A 16,539-nucleotide genomic window follows, 5' to 3' on the forward strand; every position below is an offset into this window, starting at 1 on the left:
ATCCGGCCTACCGGCGCTGAGATTGCCGGGCGCGCTTATCCGGCCAACGGGCGTGTGTTTGGTAGGCCGGATAAGCGTCAGCGCCATCCGGCAACCTCCATCACGACAGCATAAATGCCACCGCATCCTCGGCATGAATCGCTGCCGTATCAAACACCGGCAGCGGGCTCAGATCGGCAGGAACCAGCAGGCCGATTTCGGTACAGCCAAAAATGACGCCTTGCGCGCCCTGCTTCGCCAGCCCGGCAATCACGCTGAGATAATAGTCGCGTGAGGCATCGCTAAACTCGCCCAGGCACAGTTCGTCGAAAATAATCTGGTTAATTTTTTGCCGTTCGTCAGCATCAGGGATCACGGTGTTAATGCCAAATTCCTGCTGCAAACGGCCCCGATAGAAATCCTGCTCCATGGTATAACGCGTACCCAACAGCGCCACGTTGTTCATCTTCTGCTGGCTGATAGCACGACCGGTCGCGTCGGCAATATGCAGAAACGGCACATCACAGGCGGTTTCAATCGCCTCAGCTACTTTGTGCATCGTATTAGTACACAGCACGATGCCTTGTGCGCCCGCCAGCTGAAGACCCACAGCCGCCCGCGCCAGAATGTCACCCGCTTTCTGCCAGTCCCCCTGGGACTGACAAAGCTCAATCTCATGGAAATCAACGCTGTGCAGCAGGATCTGAGCCGAATGCAGGCCGCCCAGACGCTGTTTTACCCCTTCATTAATGAGTCGATAATAAGGAATAGTGGATTCCCAGCTCATACCGCCTAACAGACCGATCGTTTTCATCATTTCCCCTGACTCGTTGTTGTCTCTCCAGTGAACCAAAGATGTGATCAACTTTCCACATCTGTTGGCGTGCATTTCTTTTTTTAATTTTCTGATATAGGTTTAATGAAACATTGTTTTAATTAATCACAGGAAGGCCGGATGTTTATTTTTCATAATGAAACCACGCTTGACGACCTGGGCAATGGCGTTACCCGGCGCATTCTTGCTCATAACGGTAACATGATGGCGGTTGAGGTGAACTTTGAGCAAGGCGCGATAGGCCCAATGCACAATCACCCGCACGAGCAGTTGACTTACGTGTTGTCAGGCGAGTTTGAATTTACCATCGGCGAAGAAAAGCATGTCGTTAGGGCAGGCGATACCCTGTATAAACAGCCGAACATTATGCATGGCTGCGTCTGCTTAAAACCGGGAACGTTGCTGGATACCTTTACGCCCATCCGCGAAGATTTTCTGCACGGGTAATTTCGCTGTTCTCAAGCCATGCTACTGACCGGTTTGAGAACACGCTAAATTGCGTACTCAGTTCCTTAAAAATGAATACGTTACAAGGTGGGGCATTTTCCTTCGATACCAGTTCGCATAAGCGTTAATCACCCGATGCACCTCGCCATGTGGGCGATTACAGTCACGTTATCTTAATTAACGGTGACAGATTGCCATGACAAAAATGACAACATCCACTCCACATGACGCAGTCTTCAAACAGTTCTTGTATCAACCCGATACCGCAAGAGATTTTTTGGATATCTATCTTCCATCAACCTTGCGGGAGCTATGCGATCTGCAAACACTAAAACTTGAGTCAGGCAGTTTTATTGAGGATAGCCTGCGAGCCAGTTACTCCGACGTGCTGTGGTCATTAAAAACAAACGAAGGCGATGGGTATATCTATGTTGTTATTGAGCATCAGAGCTCGCCAGACGCTCATATGGCATTTCGGCTAATGCGCTACGCCATGGCTGCAATGCAACGCCATCTGGATGCTGGCCATAAAACATTACCTTTGGTGATACCGATGCTGTTTTATCATGGCGCTCTCAGCCCCTCCCCCTTTTCACTCTGCTGGCTGGATGAGTTTGACAATCCCGCATTGGCACGACAGTTATACTCAGCAACATTTCCGCTGGTAGATATCACCGTAATACCCGATGACGAAATTATGCAACATCGCCGTATAGCACTGCTGGAATTGATGCAAAAACACATACGCAAACGTGATTTAATGGGGTTGGTGGAACGACTGGTCTCGTTGCTGACTACGGGATACGCTAATGACAGCCAGCTCAAAACTCTATTTAATTACATGATACAGTTTGGAAATACGCCTCACGTTGATAAATTTATCCGTGAGGTCGCTCAGCGGGTACCACAGCAAAAGGAAAGTCTGATGACTATTGCGGAAGTGTTGCAACAAGAAGCGAAACAAAAAGAGGCGTTACGCATTGCCCAAATGATGTTAGCGAATGGTATTAGTCATGAAATTATACTAAAGATAACCGGGTTGTCTGTTAAGGATCTCCTCGCCAGACAGGTGGCTCAACATTAAAATCGGTAGCAATGAGAGCCCGATAATCAGTTGATCTATCGGGCCCCCTGCTCGCTTACACCCCAATATTTCTTAACTTCTCGCCCGCCATCAGCTTGCGTTCGATATGCTCCAGCGTAACGTTTTTGGTTTCTGGAATGAGCCAGAACGTAATCCCGATAAACACGACGTTCAGCGCGGTATAAAGCCAGAACGTACCGGCTGCACCAATGCTGTCGAGCAGCGTCAGGAACGTTGCACCAATAATCATGTTCGACACCCAGTTGGTGGTGGTGGAGCAGGTAATACCAAAATCGCGGCATTTCAGCGGCTGAATTTCCGAACACAGGATCCACACTACCGGCGCGGCGCTCATCGCATAGCCTGCAATACACATCATCGTCATGCCAACTGATAACCAGGAGAGTCCACTGGAAGCCGTGCCGTTATCAAATTGCATCAGACAATAACCGAGCACCAGCGTCCCGATGGCCATCACGCTGAAACCAATTTTCAGCGCCGGTTTGCGTCCTGCTTTGTCGACCGTGAAAACGGCGATAAAGGTGGCAAACATAAACGTTAAGCCGACCACCAGCGTGGCAATCATCTGCTGCTCTGTGGTGGTAAAGCCCGCCATTTTAAAAATACGCGGCGCGTAATACATGATGATGTTCATCCCGGTAAATTGCTGCATCGCCTGCAGCAACATCCCAAGAAAAACCGCGCGCCGCACGTTGCGGTTAATTTTAAACAGTGCCCAACCGCCCTGCTTCAGCTTCAGGCTTTCACGGATTTCGTTCAGCTCATCGCGGGCCTTTTCTGACGTATCACGCAGCATACGCAGTACTTCTTCGGCTTCGATGTGGCGACCTTTTTCCGCTAGCCAGCGCGGGCTATTGGGCAGGAAAACAACCAGGATGATCAGTAACACCGCCGGGAGCGCCAGCACGCCCAGCATAGCGCGCCAGTTACCGCTGTAGCTGAACGCCGTATCGGACAAAAAGGCCAGTACAATACCCAGCGTCACCATCAGTTGATACATACTGATCATCTTGCCGCGCACGTTCTCGCTGGCCATTTCGGAAAGATAAAGCGGTGCGGTGTAAGACGCGATACCCACCGCAACGCCCAGCACCACGCGGGCAAAAATGAGCATTTCCACGCTGGAAGCGAACGCCGACCCCAGGGATCCGACAACAAAAAGGATCGCGCCCGCCATCAGACTGTATTTACGTCCCAGGCGGAATGACAGCCAACCGTTAAACAGCGCACCAATTGCCGCGCCCAGCATCATGCTGCTCACCACCCACTCCTGCAGGCGGCTGGTCAGGACAAAGTGATCGGTGATGAAAGGCAAAGCGCCGGCTATCACGCCAATATCCAGGCCAAATAACAACCCTGCGACAGCCGCAGAGATCGAAACAAACATATTCATACGTCGCGTATCGCGCGCAGTGCGCGGCGCTAAAGCAGCATCATTATTTATTGAAACCATTTTTTCCTGCCAGATACAGAGTAACCATGGCATTGAAGGTAAGGGATCCCTTACAGGAAGCGTCAGGCGGGAAACGGCAAAAACATGGATTAAATAGCTACACCACATGGTTATGTGATGGATATTCCAATTTTAAAATTTAACGACAATCACTAAAATAAATTTAATCAACTGATAACTAAAGATATTAATTATCATCAATTCATATTAATGGAATTAAATATGGAATAATCTATAACCACAATATGGATTTTAATGATCAAATAGTTAAAAAAACCCTGCCATCGGGCAGGGTTTGTCTGTTCTGGAAAACGGATTAACGCGCCAGCCAGCCGCCGTCTACCGCAACGGTATAACCGTTGATATAGTCAGATGCGCTGGATGCCAGGAACACAATCGGCCCCATCAGGTCGCTCGGCAGCCCCCAACGACCCGCCGGGATACGATCGAGGATTTCTGCGCTACGCTGTTCATCAGCACGCAACTGCTGCGTGTTGTTCGTCGCCATGTAACCTGGCGCAATTGCGTTGACGTTAATATTGTGTTTTGCCCACTCGTTCGCCATCAAACGGGTGACGCCCATTACGCCGCTTTTAGACGCGGTGTAAGACGGCACGCGAATGCCGCCCTGGAAGGAAAGCATAGAGGCGATGTTGATAATTTTGCCGCCGTTACCCTGCGCGATAAAATGCTTCGCCGCGGCCTGAGACATGAAGAACACGCTCTTAATGTTCAGGTTCATCACGTCATCCCAGTCTTTTTCGCTGAAGTCGATCGCATCGTCACGACGGATAAGACCCGCGTTGTTGACCAGAATGTCGATATGACCGAATTCTGCCACTGCGCGCTCCAGCAGCGCCGGAATACCGTCGATTTGACGCAGGTCAGCGGTGAGGCTTAAAAAACGGCGGCCCAGCGCGGTCACGCGTTCGATGGTTTCCGTCGGTTCAACAATGTTGATACCGACGATATCGCAGCCCGCTTCAGCCAGACCCAGCGCCATACCCTGACCCAGTCCGGTGTCACAACCGGTCACAACTGCGACTTTTCCTTCAAGAGAGAATGCATTCAAAATCATTGTAAATCCTTAATTTTTTATAATGCCCGCCACAGGCAGGCACGGCTGTCGCCCGTAACTAGCGCAGATCTTTGACGGCAACATGGTCCATATCATCAAAGACCTGGTTTTCGCCGACCATGCCCCAAATGAACGTATAAGCTTTTGTGCCAACGCCGGAGTGAATTGACCAGCTCGGCGAAATCACCGCCTGCTCGTTGTGCATCACAATATGACGCGTTTCCTGAGGCTGCCCCATCATGTGGAAGACGCAGGTATCTTCTTCCATATTGAAATAGAAATAGACTTCCATACGACGTTCATGGGTATGACACGGCATGGTATTCCACAGGTTACCCGGCGCCAGTTCCGTCAGGCCCATGCTCAACTGGCAGGTTTCCAGAACATCCGGTACGAAGTATTTGTTGATGGTACGACGGTTACTGGTGAGGTTATCGCCCAGCGTCACTGGCGCAACGTCTGCTGGCGTGACTTTTTTGGTTGGGTAAGTTGTATGTGCCGGCGCGCAGTTGTAGTAAAACTTCGCCGGTTTCGCCGTATCGATGCTGGCGAACACCACTTCTTTTGCCCCTTTCCCGACGTACAGCGCGTCACGATGGCCAATTTCATAGCACTGGCCGTCAACGGTAATTGTGCCCGGGCCACCGATGTTGATCACACCCAGCTCACGACGCTCGAGGAAGTAGGTTACGCCCAGCTGTTTGCCAACTTCTCCACCCACTGAGACGGTTTTGGCCACTGGCATAATGCCGCCAACAATGATGCGGTCGATGTGGCTGTAGACCATAGTGTATTCATCTGCGACAAATACTTCTTCGACCAAAAACTCATTACGCAGCCCCTGAGTGTCCAGGGTTTTCGCATGCGCACTATGGATGCTTTGTCTTACGTCCACATTTACCTCCAGTGATAAATTGACCGTGAATGCTTAAACGAATAGCAAAACGCTGTTCCGTTTTATCTTATGCGCTCATGATATCCCTCCCTGAAAGGGTTTTCAATTACAACTAAAACGATGTTTCACTTTTTCTGCATCTTATTATCAAAAGTGTAATTGCGATCACGCTAGTGCGTATAAATCGCGGGAATAGTTTAAATAAAATTATTTAAAACAATTAGATAGATAAAATCACAAAAGAATAGTTCATTCATGGCAGGGATAAGACATTGAAAATACAGCCAGGCTAATCGGCCGTTCGCACACTTTTTCTAACAAAGTGCGCTACCAATCACATGAAATGAAACGATGTTTTGATAAGTTGATGGGGTTTAGAGTGTATGTTTCTGTAACTGGCCTTGCCCTCCTGTTGGAGGGCTTTTTTATAGATGCAGGAGAAAGTCATCAGGAAAGGCGTTTAAGCAGAGAAATCGAAGGGAAATTAGTCTCGTTCGATAGCGAGCGCCACGCCCTGACCGCCGCCGATACACAGCGTTGCCAGCCCTTTGTGCGCCCGACGCTTCACCATTTCATGCACCAACGAAACCAGAATACGGCAACCCGATGCGCCAATCGGATGGCCGAGGGCAATGGCTCCGCCGTTCACATTTACCCGCCGTTCATCCCACTCCAGCATTTTCCCAACGGATAATGCCTGCGCGGCGAAGGCCTCGTTAGCTTCGATAAGATCAACATCAGCCAGTTGCCAGCCCACACGCTCAAGGCAGCGGCGCGTCGCGTACACCGGGGCAATCCCCATCAGCGCGGGATCGACCCCGACGCTGGCAAAGGCGCGAATGCGGGCCAGTACCGGTAAGTTCAGCTCCAGCGCCTTAGCCTCGCTCATCATCATCACCGCGGCGGCACCATCGTTAATGGATGATGCGTTGCCTGCCGTTACCGAACCGAGCCTGTCGAAGGTAGGATCCAGACGCGCCAGCCCTTCAGCGCTGGCATCGGTGCGCGGCTGCTCGTCGGTATCCACCACGAACGATTGCCCATTACGCTGCGTTATCACCGGCACGATTTCATCTTTGAAACGTCCGGCGTCGATTGCCATCCGCGCCTTGTGCTGTGAATGCAGCGCGTAGGCATCCTGTAATTCACGACTGATACCGTATTCCCGCGCCAGGTTTTCCGCGGTAACGCCCATATGGTAATCGTTGAAAGCGTCCCACAGGCCGTCATGCACCAAGCTGTCGACCAGTTGACTGTTACCCAGCTGTGCGCCGGTGCGGCTATCGGTAAGGACATGCGGCGCACGGCTCATATTCTCTTGCCCGCCCGCAATAACAATGTCGGCTTCACCACACTGGATAGCCTGGGTCGCCAGATGCAGCGCTTTCAGGCCCGAGCCGCAGACATCGTTAATAGTAATGGCGGAAACGGTATTGGGTAGCCCACCATTGATGGCGGACTGACGCGCCGGATTCTGCCCGGCACCTGCGGTAAGCACTTGTCCGAGGATCACTTCATCCACAGCATGAACGTCCACGCCCGTGCGTTCCATTAACGCCCTGACCACCATGCTCCCTAATTCAACGGCAGAGTGGCGCGCCAGCGTCCCCTGGAAGCAGCCAATCGGTGTCCTTAACGCCCCGACTATCACAACCTCTTTCATCACTACCTCAGCGCAAAATAACACCGCAATAGTAGATGATTGTTAAAAAGAGTTATCAAGGTTGTTTAAAAACGGTGATTTTTATCACAAAGGAAATTCGTATCATTTATTGGTCATCTGAACGCCACTCTGCTGTAAATGGTCGCGCAGCCAGCTTCCCGCCACACCTGGCGGTGATTTCTTATTCCACAGCAGATCGATAGAGATAGCCTTTGGCCAGCCGGGCAGCTTTAATTGAACCAGCGGTTTTTCTGCCGCAAACTCTTCCACCAGCGCACAAGGGAGCGCGCACCAGCCAAATCCCTGCACCGCCATACTCAGCAGCAACAAATAGTTAGGCGCCGACCAGACGGGACCGCGCGCGACGTTAGTGCCGCTTTCCAGATAGGTATTCAGACGCAGCTCGCGCCAGGTGTGTAGCTGTTCCCACTGCAGTTTTTCTTGAGCCGCCAGCGGATGCGACGCCGCGACGTATAATCCCATCCAGGTTTGCATCGGCAGACGCGTAACGCCCATGTCGGTCGGGTAATCCTCGCGCGCTTCGATCAACCCCACCTGAGCACGCCCTTTTTGCAGCAGATCGATCACGTCTTCATCTTCGCCAATCAGACATTCAAACTCGGTATGGGGAAACTTGCGGTCAAACTGCACCATCAACTCTTCCAGCACATCCGGGTGCAGCGTGTCTGAAAGCACGAAGGTCAGACGCGCTTCCGTTTCACCCGACAGCGAGATCGCCGCCTCATCGAGACGTTCGCTGGCCGTCAAAATTGCCTGCACATAGCCCAGCACCCGCTTACCTTCTTCGGTCAGCGTGGGCTGGCGGGACGAGCGGTCAAACAGCGCAAAACCAAGATCGGCTTCCAGATGCGCAATAGCCGTACTGATGGTGGATTGGCTTTTGCGCAGCCGCCGCGCCGCCGCAGAAAATGAGCCGCAGGAAACGGTCTCCACAAATGCCGTTAACGCTTCAGGAGAGTAACGCATGAACTATCTACTTTATCGATGGATACTATCTTTTAGATATCACATAAAACGATAAAATTGCCACCATTCCGTTATCCGGGCATCAAAGAAGGTTTTAGGTTATGCAACACGATACAGTCCAACGTCGCTCGTTAGTGGAGCGTATTTTTCATGCCGTCTGCTTTGAAGGCATTGCCACCGCGATCCTTGCACCAACCACCGCATGGTTGATGCAGCGCTCGGTGCTGGAAATGGGCGGACTGACCATTCTTCTCGCCACCACGGCGATGATCTGGAATATCATTTATAACGCTCTGTTTGACCGTCTGTGGCCATCGCACCTGGTAAAACGTACGGCGAAAGTGCGGGCATTTCACGCCTTAGGCTTCGAGAGCGGTTTTATTGTGATCGGGGTGAGCATCGTGGCGTATGTGCTAAACGTCAGCCTGCTTCAGGCATTCACGCTGGAAATAGGTTTCTTCCTGTTCTTCCTGCCGTACACCATGTTCTATAACTGGGCGTATGACACGTTGCGCGAGCGCGTGATGAAGCGTCGCCAGCAGCGCGTTACTGCCTGATAATTAAAATAATAGTCGGAATCTTCTCGGTTCCGACTATGGATCCATTCACTCGCCCGCTTGTTCACACCTCCCCCAGCCCCTGCCATTTGTGGTAAATTGCGCTTCTTTTTGTTTATTTTATAGTTGATACGTTCAAATAATGTCGAAATTTTGGTCAAAAGAAGAGACTCTCTGGAGCTTCGCACTATATGGGACTGCCGTCGGCGCAGGAACCCTCTTCCTCCCCATACAGCTGGGTTCAGCAGGCGCGGTGGTATTGTTTATCACCGCACTCGTCGCCTGGCCTTTAACCTACTGGCCGCACAAGGCGCTGTGTCAGTTTATCCTGTCCTCAAAAACCTCGGCAGGTGAAGGTATTACCGGCGCGGTTACGCACTACTACGGCAAGAAGATCGGCAGCCTGATCACCACTCTCTATTTTATTGCCTTCTTTGTGGTGGTGCTGATCTACGCCGTAGCAATAACCAATTCACTCACTGAACAGCTGGCAAAACACATCGCCATCGATCTGCGGATCCGCATGCTGGTCAGTCTTGGCGTGGTGCTGGTGCTGAACCTGATTTTTCTGATGGGCCGACAAGCCACCATTCGGGTGATGGGCTTTTTGGTGTTCCCGCTCATCGCGTACTTTTTGTTCCTTTCGCTCTACCTGACCGGAAGTTGGCAGCCAACGCTACTTACCGGTCAGATGTCTTTCGATCAGCACACGCTGCATCAGGTTTGGATATCTATTCCCGTGATGGTTTTCGCTTTTAGCCATACGCCAATTATCTCTACGTTCGCCATTGACCGACGTGAGAAATACGGTGAGCAGGCCATGGGTAAATGCAAAAAAATCATGAAGGTAGCCTACGTCATCATCTGCCTGAGCGTGCTGTTTTTCGTCTTCAGCTGTTTGCTTTCGATTCCGACAAGCTATATCGAAGACGCAAAAAATGAAGGCGTGACCATTCTGTCAGCGCTATCAATGATGCCAAACGCCCCGGCGTGGCTGTCGATTTCCGGGATTATCGTTGCCGTTGTAGCGATGTCAAAATCGTTCCTCGGCACCTACTTTGGCGTGATTGAAGGGGCAACAGAAGTGGTCAAAACGTCGTTGCATCAGGTGGGTGTGAAGAAAAGCCGCGCCTTTAACCGCGCCGTGTCCATCATGTTGGTTTCGGCCATTACGTTTATCATTTGCTGCATTAACCCTAATGCGATTTCAATGATTTATGCGATCAGCGGCCCGCTCATCGCCATGATTTTGTTTATCATGCCGACATTATCGACCTATCTGATCCCAGCGCTGAAGCCGTACCGTTCCGTGGGTAATCTGATCACCCTGATTGTCGGTCTGCTGTGCGTATCTGTGATGTTTTTTGGCTAGAACGTGTTGTTTAACGGCTCATTCTCCTGAAAGTGGGTGCGATGTCGTTCAGTTAACGACTCAATTTCAGAAAGTATCAACCTGTGTTGGCGGAAGTAATGAACATGCTATCTCAGAGAAGGGTTCCTTTCACCTCATGTTCATCGTTTCTCTGAAGCACCGATTCCTGTGAACGTGCAAGGGAGGCTCACCGCCGCCTCCCTTGCAACCCAGGCTCCCGGCGGGAAAATCGTCGCTACGCGAGCTATTCGTCTTATTCCGTCTGCCTGTCGGGTCGGGGCCGAGCCTGCGTCCATGCAGGCCGTCCCCTCTGCCCGCATCCCTGCGGGCAGCCCCGGTCAGCCGTCAACGCCTCATCGATTTTCAGCCGGACGAGGGGCATCGCTTCAACACTCTGACTTCCAGTTAAATCTGTTTTGCTGTTCAGACATATTCAAATAAAAATACCGGTGGTCAGGCGTGGCTAGTCCGGCTGAAAATTGCCGACGTGTTTCCGTAAGGCCGGGAGAGCCAGCATGGATGCTGGCTCAGGGCGCGCTTTGCAGGGACGCTACCTCGCGCCCGGCCCGGTAGCCTGGAGGAATAAGCGGAGGGTATTGCGCAGCAACAATTTTCCTGCCGGGAGCCGGGATTGTAAAGGGCGTGGCGGAGAACGCCCTTTACACGTTCACGGGCATCGGTGCTTCAGATAAATGACACTGCTGAGGTGAACGGAACCCTGAACAAGAATCACATGTTCAACCTACATGCTTAGCTGGACGGTATTGAACGTGGATGAGCCGCACTCAGCCTTACTTGATGTAAGAATCCAGCACCTTCAGCACCACATCCAGATCCTCTTCGCGCTTGATTTCATCGCCCTGATGCACAATGTGCTCGGTCAGATGACCTTTAATCACCTCACGCATTAATCCGTTTACCGCACCGCGGATCGCCGCTATTTGCTGCAATACCGCCGCACATTCATGCGGTTCATCCAGCATGGTTTTCAACGCCGCTACCTGCCCCTGAATCTTGCTGGTTCGGGCTTTCAGCTTTTGTTTGTCGCGGATCGTATGTGACATAGCTTTACCTTTTTAACGTCTGGCTGTAGCGACAATACCATTGTCATTCTACTGGGGGGTAGTATTTGATACTGGGGGGGAGTAGAATCAAACGAAATTAAACAACTAAGAATCATTCTCATGGGTGAGTTTTCTACGCTTCTTCAGCAAGGCAACGCCTGGTTTTTCATTCCCAGCGCGATTCTATTGGGCGTGTTACACGGGCTGGAACCGGGGCATTCCAAGACGATGATGGCAGCCTTTATTATTGCCATTAAGGGGACCATCAAACAGGCGGTGATGCTGGGGCTGGCGGCAACGCTGTCGCATACCGCCGTGGTGTGGCTGATTGCGCTCGGTGGGATGTATATCAGCAAAGCGTTTACTGCCCAGGCCGTTGAGCCATGGCTGCAGTTTGTCTCGGCGATTATTATTCTCGGGACCGCATTCTGGATGTTCTGGCGAACCTGGCAGGGAGAGCAGAACTGGCTGGCCCGGACGCATCACGACCATGATCATGGACATCATCACCACGTTCACGAGCATCACCATGATCACGACGATCATCACCACCATCATCATGACCACGATGACCATCATCATCACCACGAACACGAACACAATCATGACCATGCCACGCTGACGGGGCTGAGCGAAGGTTCCAAAGAGTATCAGGATGCCCACGAGCGGGCGCATGCCAACGATATCCAGCGCCGCTTTGCCGGTAAAGAGGTCACCAACGGCCAAATATTACTGTTCGGTCTGACTGGCGGGCTTATCCCGTGCCCAGCCGCCATTACGGTACTGCTGATCTGCATCCAGCTCAAAGCCTTCACGCTGGGTGCCACCATGGTACTGTGCTTTAGCCTCGGGCTGGCGCTGACGCTGGTAACGGTGGGTGTGGGTGCGGCAATCAGCGTGCAACAGGCGGCCAAGCGCTGGAGCGGATTTAACACGCTGGCACGCAAAGCGCCCTATTTTTCCAGCGTGCTCATTGCGATGGTCGGCTTATATATGGGGATTCACGGCTACATGGGGATCGTCGGTTAACGGTAAGAGCGCGCAGCAGCGATTGCCGCTGCGCGTAAAACCAGATTAGCTTGCAACATTCCCCCACACCAGTTGCCCTTTATGGAAGGTCGCGGTGCGGGGGGAGATTCGTGCGACCGCTTCTGCCGAACAAGAGGCGTCCACCAGTACAAAACTGGCTTCATCCTGCGCTTTCGGCCAGACGCGCTCACCTTTTTCGTTAAGCGGCAGCACATCGCCGGTAGCGAGGAACAACGCCCGCGACAGGTTGACCTCGTTGGGGCGAATATAGAGCTGCGCGTACAGATTGGCTTTCTCCAGCATATCTCCCAGCCCGTACGGCGACCAGTGGTCAATCACGCTGTCGGTGCCGGTAATCACCTCCACGCCTTTATCACGCAGCTGTTTCAGCGGCATGTGCAAGGTGCCGATAGGTACCGTCGAGGCAATGGTAATCTGCTGCGCCGCCATGCGGCTCGCCAGCGCATCCACCTGCTGTTCATTCAGCGTTGCCAGGGCAAACGCATGGCTGATGGTCAGCTTACCTTTCAACTGTGGGGTTTTCTCCACCGTTTCCACCATGTAATTCACCGCCGCCACGCCTGCCGGGCTGGTTTCATGCAGATGGATATCCACGCCTTTATCGTAATCCAGCGCAATCTGGAACATCGTGTCGAGGGATTTCTCCATTGCCCCGTCGACGCTGGTGGGGTCCAGACCGCCGACGTAATGCGCCCCCGCTTGCATCGCTTCACGCATCAGCGGTTCAGATTTTGATAACAGTAGGCCATGCTGCGGAAACGCCACAATTTCACAGGCAAAACCCGGCTGGCGACGCGCCAGCACCGCCTGCAGGTTTTCGAGGTTTTTCAGCCCAGAAACCGGTTCGATATTACAGTGGCTGCGGGCGATCGAGGTGCCTTTTGACTGCAGCAGATCGATGAGCTTTTCTGCACGCTCCTGCGTGTAAGGCTGGAGTTCAGGCAACAGTTTTTGTTCCAGGCGGATCATATCCTGAATGGTGGTGCCAGCCGGACGGTTCAGCGAACGCCATGGACCGCCGTAAAAGGTTTTATCCAGATGGATGTGCATGTCGCGCATGGCGGGCAGCATCAGCTTTCCACCCGCATCGTAGTGCGGCAGCGTCGCATCCGGATGCTGCTTATTCTCGCGCAGCGCAACAATTTTCCCGTCCCGGATTTCAACGGTTTGCAGTGTGGTACGGGTATGCACCGCTACCGAGTTTTCGTACTCAAACCCAGCTTCCAGCAGGACGTTATCCAGGTAATAGTGCTTATCGCTAATTGTCATTGTGCTCTTAGACCCGCAGGTATTCCCGACAGGATTAGCAGCATACGCGACCGGGGCCACTGCGCCAAACAGCGCGGCAGCGGTCACCATTTTTCCGCTCTGGCTTAAAAATTCACGGCGGCTGTTACTTTCCTTCATTCACGTCTCCTCTCAGGAATGGACAATATGAGTGCCCGTTTCACCGCGCAGTGCGGCGGGCAGGCATTCCGGCGTAGTGATGATCACTCGTTTACCGCCACGCTCCAGGAACGCCAGGCTGGCAACGATCTTAGGTAACATGCTACCCGGCGGGAAATGTCCCTCCTGCATGTAACGGGTCATCGTTGCGACATCCACCGTATCCAGCGCCTGCTGGTTGGGTTTGCCAAAATGAATACAGACCTGCTCGACGCCGGTGGTGATCACCAGAATGTCGGCGTGGATCTCCTGCGCCAGCAGCGCGGTGGAGAGATCTTTATCAATTACCGCGTCCACGCTCTGGTAATCCCCCTGCTCGCTTCGCACCACCGGGATGCCGCCGCCGCCCGCACCAATCACCACAAAGCCTTGCTGGGTCAGCGTTTTGATCGCCTCTGCCTCGACAATGCGCTTTGGCTCTGGAGAGGCGACTACCCGGCGGTAGCCGCGCCCCGAATCCTCAACAAAGCGCCAGCCCGGATTGACCCGCTGTAGTTCATCGCGCTGTGCTGCGCTAAAGAACGCCCCGATAGGCTTGGTCGGGTTAGCGAAGCCCGGATCGTTTTTATCGACCTCCACCTGGGTCACCACGGTGACCGCCTTCTGCTCGCCGCGTCGTGCCAGACGGTTGTTCAGCGCTTGTTGGATCAGATAGCCAATGCCGCCCTGCGTATCGGCGACGCAGTTTGCCAGCGGGGTAAGCGGCAGCCCTTCACGCTCATGGGCGATTTCCGCACGCCGCAGATCCAGCCCCACCTGCGGCCCGTTACCGTGCGTCAGCACAATGTTGTAGTCCGATGCCAGCATCTCCAGCACCGTATCCGCCACCGCTTTCACCGCTTCAGCCTGGTGTTCAATCGACTGGCTGGCGTTATCTTTGATAATGCTGTTGCCGCCAATGGCAACGACCACAAGTTCTTTCATAGTGTTATCTTCCGCTTACAGGCGATTCAGGTCGTTTTCGTCGGTTCCTGCTCAGGCGCAGTCACCGCTTCACGGCTATCAAGAACATGTTTGAGGACAAACATGCCGCTCATCATCAGGTAGGCCACAACAAACATCATCGAGCTGCCTTCCGCAAAGCCAACCGCTGGGGAGTGGATCACGCCAAACAGCGATAACAGTGCGCCAAAGGCTGCGGCAATCGCCCCGCGTAGCGGCTTATTCATAATGGCGAAGATAGCAACGCAGCCCCACAGCATGCTGGCCAGCGGCGCGCCGCTTCCCAGATGCACCAGTCCGTCGTAATAGACACCTTTGCTGTGCAGCAGGTCGCTACCCAGTTTCCCCGCGGATGTTCCAGCGGCGCCCATCACGCTGTTAACGATGGTCAACGCCCAGTTAGCGATCCACGGGAACAAGCAGATGAAAATGACGGGGACCTCGACTTTGGGCGTCTCTCGCACCACCTGGTTGGCGGTCACCACGCCGATAAACACCAGAATCGGTACTATCGCGGTCATCGGAATAATGGCGAGCATAAACGCGCCCAGCCCAAACAGCGGTACCAGGAACATGGTGATACCTGAAGCGAGGGTATAACCGATGCTGGCACCCATCGCTTTCCAGCCCGCATGACCAACATACACGGTCACCGGGAACGGGTTACCCAGCATGCAGCCGAGCATGGAGGCAAAGCCGTTCGCCATCATGACCTTACGGGTGTTGTACTCATCCCCAGCCGCGTGCGCACTTTCAATGTTTTCGAGGTCAAAGATGTAGTTCGCCAGACCCAGAGGAACCGCAGAGGCCAGATACGGCAGCGCGTGCGGCAAACCTTGCAGGAAGCTATCGACATGAATTTCCGGCGGGTTGAAGCCAAAAGAAGCCATCGACGATTTAATGGCTTCCGGGCTTTGCAAACCAGAGATCCACGCCAGGGCCGTACCGGCAATCAGCAGCAGCAAACCGGTAGGAATACGGGCAAAAATCGGCTTCTTACCGAACCAGTTAATGAAGATCAGCAACAGGACGATAAAAGAGACGGTCGGCGCTTCAAATGCCTGCAGCATCGGGTTCATCGCCAGCAGCAACAGTCCCAGACCGGAGAGACAAGAAAGCAGCACAGTACGCGGGATCATCTTGCGGATGGTCTCGCCCAGGAAGGAACCGCCAACCAGGATCAACGCTTCGACAAAGCACCACACCAGCGCGATTTGGATAGCAAAGTTGGCATCTTTGGTTTGCTGATACACCGGCATCAGCACCAGGAAGGTCACGGTAAAGATTGATGGTGCGCTCGGTCCGGACGGCAGCGCCGTCACGTCTTTACGACCGGTGTGCTTTGCCATCTGCAGGCCAAACCAGGCGTAGCAGACGCTGGCCACCAGCACCGCCAGACCAAAGGCAGGCGCAATGCGGCCATAGACAATTTCGGTAGGGATCCCGACGACAAAAATGAGCAGCCCCATCATTGTCAGCAGGTTAGTCAGGTTGTTGGTCATCAGCCCGAAGTAAGCCGCCCAGTCACCACGTTTCCATTCTAGTTTTATGCTGTTCATGGAATATCCTTCACAGGTTAAGCATCGTTTGCGATCGCGGAGATCGCCCAGCCCTGCAGGTAAGCAACGTTTTTCGCTTCGCTACGATGGGGCTAACCGTGTTAGCC

At 53.1% G+C, this 16,539-nt stretch carries 15 protein-coding genes; 5 read left to right on the top strand and 10 right to left on the bottom strand.

The annotated features are described in order from the left end of the window. Positions 1 to 100: 100 nt before the first annotated feature. Positions 101 to 793 carry an aspartate/glutamate racemase gene (locus E1B03_RS21545; protein ID WP_133087252.1) on the bottom strand — a complete coding sequence of 231 codons (693 nt, stop codon included), beginning with the start codon at positions 791 to 793 and terminating at the stop codon, positions 101 to 103. A gap of 141 nt (positions 794 to 934) precedes the next feature. On the opposite strand from E1B03_RS21545, the gene E1B03_RS21550 reads away from it, so the two are divergent. Further along, positions 935 to 1,261 carry a cupin domain-containing protein gene (locus tag E1B03_RS21550; protein WP_103769084.1) on the top strand — a complete coding sequence of 109 codons (327 nt, stop codon included), beginning with the start codon at positions 935 to 937 and terminating at the stop codon, positions 1,259 to 1,261. Between the two features lie 196 nt (positions 1,262 to 1,457). Beyond that, positions 1,458 to 2,345 (top strand): Rpn family recombination-promoting nuclease/putative transposase, encoded by an 888-nt coding sequence (locus E1B03_RS21555; protein ID WP_133086894.1) that lies wholly within the window; start codon positions 1,458 to 1,460, stop codon positions 2,343 to 2,345. A 55-nt stretch (positions 2,346 to 2,400) separates the two neighbouring features. Here the strand turns inward: E1B03_RS21555 and araE are convergent, their stop codons facing one another. The 5 genes from araE to E1B03_RS21580 all read right to left on the bottom strand — a co-directional run bounded on the left by araE (position 2,401) and on the right by E1B03_RS21580 (position 8,442). After that, positions 2,401 to 3,819, bottom strand: coding sequence for an arabinose-proton symporter AraE (gene araE / locus E1B03_RS21560; protein ID WP_133086895.1), 1,419 nt, complete (start codon positions 3,817 to 3,819; stop codon positions 2,401 to 2,403). 316 nt (positions 3,820 to 4,135) lie between these two features. Further along, positions 4,136 to 4,897, bottom strand: a complete 762-nt coding sequence (gene kduD / locus E1B03_RS21565; protein WP_016154286.1) for a 2-dehydro-3-deoxy-D-gluconate 5-dehydrogenase KduD — start codon at positions 4,895 to 4,897, stop codon at positions 4,136 to 4,138. 58 nt (positions 4,898 to 4,955) lie between these two features. Then, the gene (kduI, locus tag E1B03_RS21570; protein WP_008785720.1) at positions 4,956 to 5,792 is read right to left on the bottom strand and encodes a 5-dehydro-4-deoxy-D-glucuronate isomerase; all 837 of its coding nucleotides are present in this window, start codon (positions 5,790 to 5,792) and stop codon (positions 4,956 to 4,958) included. A gap of 484 nt (positions 5,793 to 6,276) precedes the next feature. Next, a complete protein-coding gene (locus E1B03_RS21575) occupies positions 6,277 to 7,455 on the bottom strand; it encodes an acetyl-CoA C-acetyltransferase (protein WP_103769082.1) in 1,179 nt (392 codons plus the stop codon). 102 nt (positions 7,456 to 7,557) lie between these two features. Further along, on the bottom strand, positions 7,558 to 8,442 hold the full coding sequence (locus E1B03_RS21580; protein ID WP_003033908.1) for a LysR family transcriptional regulator: 885 nt from the start codon (positions 8,440 to 8,442) through the stop codon (positions 7,558 to 7,560). Positions 8,443 to 8,543: 101 nt separating this feature from the next. On the opposite strand from E1B03_RS21580, the gene E1B03_RS21585 reads away from it, so the two are divergent. Both E1B03_RS21585 and E1B03_RS21590 read left to right on the top strand, forming a co-directional pair. Continuing rightward, on the top strand, positions 8,544 to 8,999 hold the full coding sequence (locus E1B03_RS21585; protein WP_079938616.1) for a multidrug/biocide efflux PACE transporter: 456 nt from the start codon (positions 8,544 to 8,546) through the stop codon (positions 8,997 to 8,999). A 142-nt stretch (positions 9,000 to 9,141) separates the two neighbouring features. After that, positions 9,142 to 10,371: an amino acid permease gene (locus tag E1B03_RS21590; protein ID WP_133086896.1), complete on the top strand. Its 1,230-nt coding sequence runs from the start codon at positions 9,142 to 9,144 to the stop codon at positions 10,369 to 10,371. Positions 10,372 to 11,162: 791 nt separating this feature from the next. Here the strand turns inward: E1B03_RS21590 and rcnR are convergent. Then, positions 11,163 to 11,435 (bottom strand): Ni(II)/Co(II)-binding transcriptional repressor RcnR, encoded by a 273-nt coding sequence (gene rcnR, locus E1B03_RS21605; protein WP_003825567.1) that lies wholly within the window; start codon positions 11,433 to 11,435, stop codon positions 11,163 to 11,165. A 120-nt stretch (positions 11,436 to 11,555) separates the two neighbouring features. Here rcnR and E1B03_RS21610 point away from each other — a divergent pair, with 120 nt between their 5' ends. Beyond that, the gene (locus tag E1B03_RS21610) at positions 11,556 to 12,464 is read left to right on the top strand and encodes a nickel/cobalt efflux protein RcnA (protein ID WP_133086897.1); all 909 of its coding nucleotides are present in this window, start codon (positions 11,556 to 11,558) and stop codon (positions 12,462 to 12,464) included. Positions 12,465 to 12,509: 45 nt separating this feature from the next. On the opposite strand, the gene E1B03_RS21615 is transcribed toward E1B03_RS21610, so the two are convergent. The 3 genes from E1B03_RS21615 to E1B03_RS21625 are packed head-to-tail and all read right to left on the bottom strand — an operon-like array spanning position 12,510 to position 16,432. Beyond that, positions 12,510 to 13,892: an amidohydrolase family protein gene (locus E1B03_RS21615; protein ID WP_133086898.1), complete on the bottom strand. Its 1,383-nt coding sequence runs from the start codon at positions 13,890 to 13,892 to the stop codon at positions 12,510 to 12,512. Positions 13,893 to 13,904: 12 nt separating this feature from the next. Next, on the bottom strand, positions 13,905 to 14,855 hold the full coding sequence (locus E1B03_RS21620; RefSeq protein WP_133086899.1) for a carbamate kinase family protein: 951 nt from the start codon (positions 14,853 to 14,855) through the stop codon (positions 13,905 to 13,907). Positions 14,856 to 14,881: 26 nt separating this feature from the next. Next, positions 14,882 to 16,432: a hypothetical protein gene (locus tag E1B03_RS21625; protein WP_047408949.1), complete on the bottom strand. Its 1,551-nt coding sequence runs from the start codon at positions 16,430 to 16,432 to the stop codon at positions 14,882 to 14,884. Positions 16,433 to 16,539 lie beyond the last annotated feature (107 nt).

It is taken from the genome of Citrobacter arsenatis, from assembly GCF_004353845.1.
Lineage (GTDB): Bacteria > Pseudomonadota > Gammaproteobacteria > Enterobacterales > Enterobacteriaceae > Citrobacter > Citrobacter arsenatis.

Coding starts and splice junctions, on each gene's coding strand:
- E1B03_RS21545 (WP_133087252.1), bottom strand. CDS start 793: ATGAAAACGATCGGTCTGTTAGGCGGTATGAGCTGGGAATCCACTATT.
- E1B03_RS21550 (WP_103769084.1), top strand. CDS start 935: ATGTTTATTTTTCATAATGAAACCACGCTTGACGACCTGGGCAATGGC.
- E1B03_RS21555 (WP_133086894.1), top strand. CDS start 1,458: ATGACAAAAATGACAACATCCACTCCACATGACGCAGTCTTCAAACAG.
- araE (WP_133086895.1), bottom strand. CDS start 3,819: ATGGTTTCAATAAATAATGATGCTGCTTTAGCGCCGCGCACTGCGCGC.
- kduD (WP_016154286.1), bottom strand. CDS start 4,897: ATGATTTTGAATGCATTCTCTCTTGAAGGAAAAGTCGCAGTTGTGACC.
- E1B03_RS21575 (WP_103769082.1), bottom strand. CDS start 7,455: ATGAAAGAGGTTGTGATAGTCGGGGCGTTAAGGACACCGATTGGCTGC.
- E1B03_RS21580 (WP_003033908.1), bottom strand. CDS start 8,442: ATGCGTTACTCTCCTGAAGCGTTAACGGCATTTGTGGAGACCGTTTCC.
- E1B03_RS21585 (WP_079938616.1), top strand. CDS start 8,544: ATGCAACACGATACAGTCCAACGTCGCTCGTTAGTGGAGCGTATTTTT.
- E1B03_RS21590 (WP_133086896.1), top strand. CDS start 9,142: ATGTCGAAATTTTGGTCAAAAGAAGAGACTCTCTGGAGCTTCGCACTA.
- rcnR (WP_003825567.1), bottom strand. CDS start 11,435: ATGTCACATACGATCCGCGACAAACAAAAGCTGAAAGCCCGAACCAGC.
- E1B03_RS21610 (WP_133086897.1), top strand. CDS start 11,556: ATGGGTGAGTTTTCTACGCTTCTTCAGCAAGGCAACGCCTGGTTTTTC.
- E1B03_RS21615 (WP_133086898.1), bottom strand. CDS start 13,892: ATGAAGGAAAGTAACAGCCGCCGTGAATTTTTAAGCCAGAGCGGAAAA.
- E1B03_RS21620 (WP_133086899.1), bottom strand. CDS start 14,855: ATGAAAGAACTTGTGGTCGTTGCCATTGGCGGCAACAGCATTATCAAA.
- E1B03_RS21625 (WP_047408949.1), bottom strand. CDS start 16,432: ATGAACAGCATAAAACTAGAATGGAAACGTGGTGACTGGGCGGCTTAC.